Origin of the sequence: Streptomyces sp. SID5785 (assembly GCF_009870065.1) — a bacterium.
Lineage (GTDB): Bacteria > Actinomycetota > Actinomycetes > Streptomycetales > Streptomycetaceae > Streptomyces.
Genome location: NZ_WWIA01000856.1, coordinates 1 through 9,894, shown reverse-complemented (window position 1 = coordinate 9,894; position 9,894 = coordinate 1). Strand labels below are relative to the sequence as shown.

Here is a 9,894-nt window from a genome sequence, read left to right as displayed (position 1 = left end):
TATGGACGAAACAGTATGAGGCGCGCCTGAAAACGTGATGAGAGGGTCCGCGAAGCGACCGGATCGTCACCGGCGGGCGCCCGCTGTTCGCCACGAGCTGCGACGACCCCCCTCCGCGGCAGGTCGGCGCGGACTAGGCTCGGTGCAGTACGCCGCATGACCGACGCGCACACACCGGGAGGGTGCGGGATGACTCAGGGACGGCACGCCGACGCCGCCTCCTCAGGCCCGCCGCTGTACGAGCGGGAGTCCGAACTCGCCGCCGCCGCGAGGGCACTTGACGACCTGTGCGCGGACGCCGCCTCGTCCGGCAGCCTCGTCGTGTACAAGGGGGAGGCGGGCCTCGGCAAGACGGCCCTGCTCGGCCAGGTCGAGGCGATGGCCGCGGGCCGCGCCACCGTCTGGTCCGCACGCGGCGGGGAGACGGTCACCTCCGTCCCCTTCAACGTCGTGCGCCAGCTGCTCCAGCCCGCCCTGCTCGCACTCACCGAGGACGAGGCCCGCGAGTACTTCGGCGACTGGTACGACATCGCGGGCCCCGCGCTCGGGATAGCCGAGCCGACGGGACGTCAGGCGGACCCCCAGGGTGTGCGTGACGGTCTCGTCGCGGCGGTCTCCCGACTGGCCCGGCTGCACTGGCCGCTGGTGCTCCTCGTGGACGACGCCCACTGGGCCGACCTCGAGACCCTCGAATGGCTCGCCGCGTTCGCCGAACGCCTCGACGACCTGCCCGTCCTCGTCGTCGTCGCCCAGCGCGACCCCGAGGACGCCCGCGCCGCCGCGTGCCTGGACGCCGTGAGCGACGCCGCCCGGCCCGGCACCACCCGGCTGCGCGCCCTCACCCCGGACGCCACCGCGGGCCTGACCCGCGCCACGCTCGGCGCCCACGCCGACGACCCGTTCTGCCGCGAGGTCTGGGCGGTCACCGGCGGAAACCCGTACGAGACGGTCGAACTGCTCGCCAAGATGCAGGACAGCGGTCTCGCGCCGCAGGAGGAGTCCGCCACCCGGCTGCGCGCCCTGAACAGGTCGGCCCGCGGCCGCGGCCTCGTCGACCGCCTCGAGGGACTCGGTGTCGACGCCACCCGCTTCGCCTGGGCCGCCGCCATCCTCGGCACCCGGATCGAGCCCGGACTCGCCGCGCTCCTGGCCGGGATGAACCCCGAACAGGCCGGGCGCTGCGCCGAGCGTCTCCTCGCCGCCCGCATCCTCACCGACACCACCTACGGGGACGTCGGCACCCTGGAGTTCGTCCACCCGCTGATCGCCTCCGCCGTCTACGACGCGATCCCGCCCGCCACCCGCACCGCCATGCACGGCCAGGCCGCCTGGGCCGTCACCGCCTCCGGCCACGGACCCGCCGCCGCGTCCCGGCACCTCCTCGAGGTCCACCCCGACGACGACCCCGAACTCGTCGAGCAGATGCGTGCCGCCGCCCGTGAACACCTCGCGGTCGGCGCCCCCGAGGCCGCCCGGCGCTGTCTGGAGCGCGCCCTCGCGGAGCCGCCGCTGCCCGAGACCCGGCCCGAGGTGCTGTACGAACTGGGCTGCGCCACGCTGCTCACCTCGCCCGCCAAGACGATCCGGCACCTGACGGCGGCCCTCGACACGACGCCGGGCCTGACCGGCGACCTCCGCGTCGACGCGGTGTGCCGGCTCTCCCAGGCCCTGGTCCACAACGACCAGTTGGAGGACGCGCTCCGGCTGATCGACGCCGAGGCCGAACTGCTGGAACCCGGCCCGGCCCGACTGCGCCTGCAGGCCGTCCACTTCATGTGGGAGGGCATCCACGCGGGCGAGGAGGACTCCCCGGGCCGCTCGCGGAACCTGGCGGCGCTCGCCGACCAGCTGCCCGGCCGTGCCAACCCCGAGCGGGTGCTGCTCATCCTGCGCGCCTTCGACGCGATGACCCGCGGGGAGAACGCGGAGGAGGTCGTCGAGCGCTGCGACCGCGCCCTGGTGAACGGACGGCTGGCCCCCGGGCTCGGCTGGACCGACCCCGAGTGGGGCTTCGAGGTCCTCATCATGCTCGGCAACGCCTACGTGTTCAGCGACCGGCTCGACCGCGCCGAGAGCCTGTTCACCGAGGCCGTCCGCGCGTACGAGACGGCCGGCTGGAGCGGCGGTCACCTCGCGCTCGCCCAGGCCTTCGTCGGCTTCGTGCACCGCAGACGCGGCCGGCTCACCGAGGCCGAGGCCCTGCTGCGGGAGGCGCTGCGCCTCGCGGACCGCGTCGGCACCGGCCTGCCGATGCACTGGGACGCGGCGTGCATCCTCATCGACACGCTCCTGGCCCGCGGCAAGCCCCACGAGGCACTCGAGGTCGCCGAGCGCTACTCCTTCGGCCCGCCCTACCCGTCCACGCTCGTCCTGCCCGACGCCCACTCCGTGCGCGGCCGGCTGCTCCTGGCCACCGGCGAGGTCGAGGCGGGCATCAGCGAGCTGGAGGCCGCGGCGAAGGCCTCCATGGCCCGCGGCGGACACAACACGATCATGGCGCCCTGGGCCTGCGACCTGGCCCGCGCGCTCGCCCTCACCGACCCGCGGCGCGCCGCCGAGCTGGCCGCCGAGGCCCGCGTCCAGGCCGAGCGCTTCGGCACCGACACCGCGATCGGCGAGGCCCTGCGCTGCGCCGCCGCCCTGGAGACGGGACAGGCCCAACTCACGCTGTACGCCAAGGCGGTGACCTACCTGGAGGCCTCGCCCTGCGCCTACGAGCACGCGCAGGCCCGCGTCGACTACGGCATCGCCGCCCGCTCCCTGTCGGAGCTCAACCGCGGTCTGACGCTGGCCCGTTCGTGCGGCGCCGACGGTCTCGCCGCGCGCGCCAGGGAGTTCCTGGAGACCGGCCGGGGACTGCGTTAGCGCCGGGCGGTCAGGCCTTCGCCAGGACGACCCACACCGGTCCCGGGGCGAAGGGCAGCGGCGCCCCGCCGTCCGCCGCCGTGAACGCGGTGCCGTCCGCCGCCGTCGGCCGCTGCCAGCGCGCCGGATAGGACCGGCCGTCGCGCAGCACCTCGGCCCGGCCCGCGCCGACGGTGCGCGACAGGGGCGAGGCGTTGCCCAGCTTGTCGTGCAGGCGCGAGTCCCGCACCTGTACGTACTGGACGACCACGGTGGCGGCCTCCAGCCGTGCGCCTCCGGCCGTGACCGCGGCGCGCCCGTCCATCGCGACGCGCCAGCGGTGTTCGGCGTCCGACCAGCTGAAGGTGAACCGCGCGGCCGGGAAGCGCACCGTGCGCTCCGTGACCGGCCGGCCGCCGTCGGGGCGCCGCGCGGCGAACCGGTACCCGGCGAGCGTGCCCGCGTTCGTCCCCGACACGGTGCGGCCCAGCTTGCCCGGGCGGAGATAGAGATTGTGCGGCGCGGGCCGGTCGCTGCCGCGGAAGAAGGCCCCCTCGGCCTCCCCGGGCGTCACGGCGCGCAGCGGCGCCTTCTCGATGGCGGGGAGCAGCGCGCTCTGCGCGCCCGAGAACGCGAGCGTCGGCCGGTCGAAGCGGCCCAGGAGCTCGAGGTCGGTCTCGCGCGCGCTGCGCACCGGCCCCACGGTGCGGGGCGCGCGCGTCCCGTAGAGCGCCATCAGCCGGCTCAGGCCGCCCTCGACCTGCTCCGCGTACACCAGGTCCGCGTCCTCGAGGCCGGTCTGCGGCCGGGCCGGGCCCACGTTGTCGATCTTGACCGCGAGTAGGGCGGCGCCCGCCGACGGTGTGCGCGACGGCGTGGCGGACGACTCGCCCCCGTCCGGCGGCCCGGCGGCCGGGGTGCAGGCGGCGAGCAGTGCCGCGAGCAGTCCGGCCACGACGGCGCGCCTGCGCAGTATGTCCACGCCGGTGATGTACCCGCGGGAGCGGCCCGTCATCCCGCTCCGGCGCGCGCAGAGCGGACCGGTCAGCGCAGCACGTCGGCGAGGTCGAACGACACCGGCTCGTCCAGCTGCGCGTAGGTGCAGGACTCCGGCGTGCGGTCGGGCCGCCAGCGCCGGAAGCGGGCCGTGTGCCGGAAGCGGGCCCCGTTCTCCATGTGCTCGTACGCCACCTCGGCCACCCGCTCCGGGCGCAGCGCCACCCACGACAGGTCCTTCTTGCCCGTCCAGCGGCTGGTCGCGCCCGGCATCCGGGACTTCTCGTGCGCGGCGCCGTCGGTCCACGCCGCCCACGGATGCCCGTCGGCCGCGTCGGTCCGCAGCGGCTCCAGCTCGGCGATCAGCTCGGTGCGGCGTTTCATGGTGAACGCCGCACACACCCCGACGTGCTGGAGTGTGCCTGTGTCGTCGTAGAGGCCGAGCAGCAGGGAGCCGACGACCGGGCCGCTCTTGTGGAAGCGGTACCCGGCGACCACGCAGTCCGCGGTGCGCTCGTGCTTGATCTTGACCATCAGCCGCTCGTCCTGCCGGTAGCGCAGGTCGAGCGGCTTGGCCACGACCCCGTCCAGGCCCGCGCCCTCGTACTGCTCGAACCAGCGATGCGCCAGCTCCGCGTCCGTCGTCGCGGGTGCCAGGTGCACCGGCGCGGACGCCTGCGCCAGCGCGTCCTCCAGCCGGGCCCGGCGCTCGGTCAGCGGTGCGTCGAGCAGCGACGCGTCGCCGAGGGCGAGGACGTCGAAGGCCACGAAGGAGGCGGGGGTGCGCTCCGCGAGCGTGCGCACCCGGGACTCGGCGGGGTGGATGCGCTCGGTCAGCGCGTCGAAGTCCAGCCGCCCGTCCCGCGCGATCACGATCTCCCCGTCGAGGACGCAGCGCTCGGGAAGGCGTTCGGCGAGCGCGGCCACCAGCTCGGGAAAGTACCTGGTCAGCGACTTGGTGGTGCGGCTGGTGAGCTCGATCTCGGGCCCGTCGCGGAACACGATCGCGCGGAAGCCGTCCCACTTCGCCTCGTAGTGCATCCCCGCCGGGATACGCGCGGCGGACTTCGCGAGCATCGGACGGACGGGCGGCGTGACGGGAAGATCCATGCACCGATTCTGTCCCGTCGGGGTGGAGACCGCCCGGTGTGCGTGGTTCGTCCCGCGGGCCTAGCGTGGGCGCATGGGCAGCAAGGGTGCGGCGGTCGAGCTGGAGGCGGGCGGGCGGACGGTGCGTCTGTCCAGCCCCGACAAGATCTACTTCCCCGACGGAGGCGCGTCCGGCTACACCAAGCGGGACGTGGCCCGGTACTTCCTCGCCGTCGGCGACGGCATCCTGCGCGCCCTGCGCGACCGGCCCACCACCCTCGAGCGCTACCCCGAGGGCCTCGGCGGCGAGCACTTCTACCAGAAGCGCGCCGCCCGGAACCTGCCCGACTGGATCCCCACCGCCACCATCACCTTCCCCTCGGGCCGCACCGCCGACGAGATGTGCCCCACCGAGGTCGCCGCCGTCCTGTGGGCCGCCCAGTTCGGCACGCTCACCTTCCACCCCTGGCCGGTGCGCCGCGAGGATCCCGACCACCCCGACGAGCTGCGCATCGACCTCGATCCGCAGCCCGGCACGGACTACTCCGACGCCGTGCACGCCGCCCGCGAACTGCGCTCCGTACTGCACGACTTCGGGGGGCTGCGCGGCTGGCCCAAGACGTCCGGGGGCCGCGGGCTGCACGTCTTCGTGCCGATCGAGCCACGCTGGACCTTCGTCGAGGTGCGGCGCGCCGCCATCGCCTGCGGGCGCGAGCTGGAGCGGCGGATGCCGGACCACGTCACCACGGCCTGGTGGAAGGAGGAGCGCGGCGAGCGGATCTTCGTGGACTTCAACCAGACGGCCCGCGACCGCACGATCGCCTCCGCCTACTCGATCCGTGCCCGCCCGAACGCCCCGGTGTCCGCCCCGCTCACCTGGGACGAGCTCGGCGACGCGCTGCCCCGCGACTTCGACATCGTCACGATGCCCGAGCGGTACGCCGCGCTCGGCGACGTCCACGCGGACATGGACAAGGAGCGCCACCGGCTCGACGCCCTGCTCGAACTCGCCGACCGGGACGCGAAGGACCGGGGCCTGGGCGACCTGCCCTATCCGCCGGAGTACCCGAAGATGCCGGGCGAGCCCAAGCGGGTACAGCCGAGCCGGGCCAGACACGAGGACTGACCCGGCTCGGTGTCACCGGACGGTGACGGGGGAGCGGCTCACAGCTCCTTGATGCGGATGTCCCGGTACGAGATGACGTCCGAGGTGCTGTGCACCTGGAGTCCGACGTAGCCGGAGGCGAAGCGCCGGCCGTCGGTGCCCGGGTCGTCGCCCCGCGGGGGCTCGAAGACCTGGCCACCGGTGTTGTCGAACTCGTTGATCAGCACACCGTTGCGGTAGATCGAGAAGTGCTGGTCCACCACCTTGACCTCGTAGTCGTTCCACGTGCCCTTCTGGGTGACGCCCGCTCCCGCGAGCCCGACCCGGTCGAAGCCGTAGACCGAACCGGTCTTGTACATGTCGCCGTCGGGCTTGTCGAGCACCTGGATCTCGTGCCCGAACTTGATGGCGACCCACTCGGGGTTCGGCTCCTCGGGGTTGTCGTGCACCCACGGGAAGCGCACGAACACACCGCCGTTGGCGTTGCCCGTGCCCGGGGCGTCGTCGCGCCACTGGAGCTTCAGCGAGAAGTCGCCGTACTTGCGCTGCGGGAACCACAGCATGCCCATGCCGTCGACATCGGTGCTGCTGGTGATCGAGCCGTCGGGGTTCAGCGCGAACTTACCGCCGCCGACCTGCTCCCACTTGGCGAACGACTCCTGCGTGCCGTCCATGATCTTCCGGTAGCCCTCGGTCTGCCCCGGCTTGCCGATCCCGGACTGCTTCGCCGCCTTGTTGATCTTCTTGTACTCGCGCTGGTCGATGGCGCCCTGCTTGAGGAGCTGGTCGGTGACCTTCTTGACGTGCTTGAGGAAGAGGGCCTGGGAGGTCCACTCCTTCTCGTCCTCGATCAGCTCGTTGATCCGGCAGCGGTTCTCGGTCACCCGGTTCGGGACGCCGGTGTCGACCGTGCCGACGAACACCGTGGAACGCTCGTCGTACTCCGCGCAGTCGGGTGCGGGCACCCCGCCGCCGGAGGCGACCGCGAACAGGAAGGTCTGTGCCTCGGACGCGTTGCCCGCCTTGTCGCTCGCCCGGTAGGCCACCGAGTGGGCGCCCACCCGGTCCACGACCACCGGCTCGCCGTACGCGAGGTACGGTCCGCCGTCCAGCGAGTACTCGACCTTGTCGACGCCCGAGTCGTCGTCCGTGGCCGTCAGCGTCAGCCGCGCGCCGTTGATGTACGCACCGTCGGAGTTCTTGTCACCCGCGACCGCGAGCGACACCGACGGAGGCGTCGTGTCCTGGGCCGGCGGCTCCACGACCGTGAAGTCGACGGACTTCTCGGCCGCCTGGTTCCCGGCCTTGTCCGCGGCCCGGAACCGCACCGTGTGCGCGCCCGGCTCGTGCACCATCACCGGCGCGGTGTAGGGCTGCCAGGCGCCGTCCGCGCCGAGCGCGTACTCCACCGAGTTGACCCCGGAGCCGGTGTCCGAAGCGGAGACCGTCACCGTCGCCATACCGAGGTAGGCGCCGCTGTCGTCCTTCTCGCCGGTGACGGTCGCCGAGGTCTCCGGCGGCGTCGTGTCGTCCGTCGGCGGTGCGACCACCGTGAAGGACAGCGACTTCTCCTCGGCGGCGTTGCCCGCCTTGTCCGTCGCCTTGTACTTCAGGGTGTGCTCGCCGACCTGGTCGACGACGACCGGCGCCGTGTACGGCGTGTACCCGGCGTCGTCGAGCGCGTACTCGATCCGGTCGACACCGGAGCCGTCGTCGGTCGCGGCCAGGGTGACCGAGGCCGAGCCGACGAACGCACCGTCCGCGTTCGTCTGCCCCTCGGCCTTCGCCGAGGTCTCGGGCGCGGTGGTGTCGTCTCCGCCGCCGCCGTCCGTCACCACGAGGACCCCCGTCATGCTGGTGTGGCCGGGGATCGTGCAGTGGTAGCGGTACGTGCCGGGGGAGAGGGTGACCTCCGCCGAGTGCTTGCCGCCCTGGTCGTCGTTCGGGTTGGCCAGGATGTTCAGCGGCACGTCGTTGTTGTACTCGGGGTCCGACACGTCGAAGGTCAGCGTGTGCGGCATGCCGGTCGTGTTGCCGGTCGCCTCGCTGTTCTCGAACACGATCGTCGCCTTGCCGGCGACCGCAGTCTCCGGGGCGGACCCGTACTTGGTGATGTCGTCGCCCGCCGTCCAGGTCAGGACCTGTTCGGCCGCCGCCGGGGCGGCGGTGTCGTCGGGCCGGCCGTACGCCGTCGTCGTGCTGCCGAGGCCGAGGCACATCAGCAGCGCGGCGAGCAGCGCCAGCCACACTCTCGGTCGGTGCCGGGTCACCATGTCACTGCCCCTTCCTGGCCAGTTGACCGGCCGCCGGGGTCGCCGCGCCGCCCGTGTACGTGACCTTCCACAGCGCCGACTTGGCGTCGGAGGTGAAGAAGCCGCGTCCGTAGTCGAGGACGTAGAGCGCTCCGTCGGGACCGAACTTCCAGTCCATGAGGTTCTTGATGCCGTCGTTGCCGATCGGCACGATCTTCTTCAGCGACTCGGCGTGGACCGGGATCGACCCGTCCCCGTGCGTCTTCGGATCCGTGAGGACCGCGTGGCGCGGCTGGTCCGCGTCGTAGAAGTCGCCGATGAACCACTTGCCGTCCCAGTAGCTCGGCCACTTGTCCGCGTTCGGGATCGACGCGTCGTAGCGGTAGACGGGACCGTCCATCGCGGCCTGGCCGCCGCCCTTGAGCCACGGCAGCAGGTAGGTCGCCTCCTCCTGCTTGTACGAGGGGACGCCGTTCGCGTCGCGCGGGTAGTCCGGGGCGCCGCCCTGCGGGGAGTACCAGATGTTGTTCGGCGTCATCGGCGGGATGTTGACGAGGCCGTCGTTGTTCGGCGACTCGTTCTTCAGGTGGTCGCAGTCGTACCAGCCCAGCGGCTTCGTCGGGTCCGGCAGGTTGCGGTCGCGGTAGGGCTGCTTGTTGCCCATGCAGTACGGCCAGCCGCGGTTGGACGCCTTGGTGATGACGGCGAACGTGTCGTACTTCGCCGGACCCCAGGTCGTCGACGGCTCACCCGCGTCGGGACCGACCCAGCCCGCGTAGAGCGTGTCGGTCTTCTTGTCGACCGAGATGCGCGCCGGGTTGCGGACGCCCATCACGTAGATCTCGCCGCGCGTCTTGCCGCCGCCCTCGTCGGTCTCCTTGCCGGTGAAGAGGTTGCCCTCCGGCAGGGAGTAGGTCCCGTCCGCCTCCGGGTGGATGCGCAGGATCTTTCCGTTGAGGTTGTTCGTGTTGCCGGCGGTGCGGCGCGCGTCGGCGAACGACACGCCCTTGTAGTTCGGCTCCGGGTTGTTGCCCGAGTACCCGTCGCTGAACTGCGAGGAGTTGTTGTCACCGGTCGCGATGTACAGGTTCCCCTTGGAGTCCCAGGCCATCCCGCCACCGGCGTGGCAGCAACTGTGCACCTGCACGGGCCACTTCAGCAGGACCTTCTCGCTGGCCAGGTCCAGCTTGTTCGTCGTCAGGTCCATCGTGAAGCGCGAGACCCGGCGTTCGGCCAGCTGCTTGTCGCGGTCGAGCTGCGAGTGCGGGGTGTAGTGCAGGTACACCCACCCGTTCTCCTCGAACTTCGGGTCCAGCTCGATGCCGAGCAGCCCCTCCTCGACCTTGACCAGCTCGTCGCCGCCGCCCTTGTTGCCGAAGACGGTCAGCTCGCCGGCGAGGGTGACCTTCTTGGTCTTCGGGTCGTAGACGTGGATCTGGCCCTTGCCCTTGCCGACGTCCGGGTCGTTCCAGTCCGTGACGACCGGCTGGGAGGCGTCCGCACCGCCGCGCCCGATGTACAGGACGCGCCCGTCGGGGGCCGTGACGAGCCCGTGGGGCTCGCCGATCTGGTCGTTCTGGCCCGCCTGGTTCGGCTGGGTCAGCCGCA

At 72.4% G+C, this 9,894-nt stretch carries 6 protein-coding genes; 2 read left to right on the top strand and 4 right to left on the bottom strand.

Annotation, left to right across the window (positions count from 1 at the left end; genetic code table 11):
- The first annotated feature begins 189 nt into the window (after positions 1–189).
- The gene (locus GTW43_RS27745; protein WP_161304703.1) at positions 190–2,865 is read left to right on the top strand and encodes an ATP-binding protein; all 2,676 of its coding nucleotides are present in this window, start codon (positions 190–192) and stop codon (positions 2,863–2,865) included.
- Between the two features lie 10 nt (positions 2,866–2,875).
- Here GTW43_RS27745 and GTW43_RS27740 read toward each other — a convergent pair whose 3' ends face one another.
- On the bottom strand, positions 2,876–3,859 hold the full coding sequence (locus GTW43_RS27740; protein WP_161304702.1) for a DUF3048 domain-containing protein: 984 nt from the start codon (positions 3,857–3,859) through the stop codon (positions 2,876–2,878).
- 29 nt (positions 3,860–3,888) lie between these two features.
- Complete coding sequence (locus tag GTW43_RS27735) at positions 3,889–4,950, bottom strand: ATP-dependent DNA ligase (protein ID WP_161304701.1); 1,062 nt, start codon at positions 4,948–4,950, stop codon at positions 3,889–3,891.
- A 73-nt stretch (positions 4,951–5,023) separates the two neighbouring features.
- Here GTW43_RS27735 and ligD point away from each other — a divergent pair, with 73 nt between their 5' ends.
- A complete protein-coding gene (ligD, locus tag GTW43_RS27730) occupies positions 5,024–6,055 on the top strand; it encodes a non-homologous end-joining DNA ligase (RefSeq protein WP_161304700.1) in 1,032 nt (343 codons plus the stop codon).
- Between the two features lie 38 nt (positions 6,056–6,093).
- On the opposite strand, the gene GTW43_RS27725 is transcribed toward ligD, so the two are convergent.
- Positions 6,094–8,307 carry a family 16 glycoside hydrolase gene (locus GTW43_RS27725; RefSeq protein ID WP_161304699.1) on the bottom strand — a complete coding sequence of 738 codons (2,214 nt, stop codon included), beginning with the start codon at positions 8,305–8,307 and terminating at the stop codon, positions 6,094–6,096.
- A gap of 1 nt (position 8,308) precedes the next feature.
- Positions 8,309–9,894 (bottom strand): PQQ-dependent sugar dehydrogenase (locus GTW43_RS27720; protein WP_161304698.1); only part of this gene is annotated, 1,586 nt, incomplete at its 5' end.

Coding starts and splice junctions, on each gene's coding strand:
- GTW43_RS27745 (WP_161304703.1), top strand. CDS start 190: ATGACTCAGGGACGGCACGCCGACGCCGCCTCCTCAGGCCCGCCGCTG.
- GTW43_RS27740 (WP_161304702.1), bottom strand. CDS start 3,859: ATGACGGGCCGCTCCCGCGGGTACATCACCGGCGTGGACATACTGCGC.
- GTW43_RS27735 (WP_161304701.1), bottom strand. CDS start 4,950: ATGGATCTTCCCGTCACGCCGCCCGTCCGTCCGATGCTCGCGAAGTCC.
- ligD (WP_161304700.1), top strand. CDS start 5,024: ATGGGCAGCAAGGGTGCGGCGGTCGAGCTGGAGGCGGGCGGGCGGACG.
- GTW43_RS27725 (WP_161304699.1), bottom strand. CDS start 8,307: ATGGTGACCCGGCACCGACCGAGAGTGTGGCTGGCGCTGCTCGCCGCG.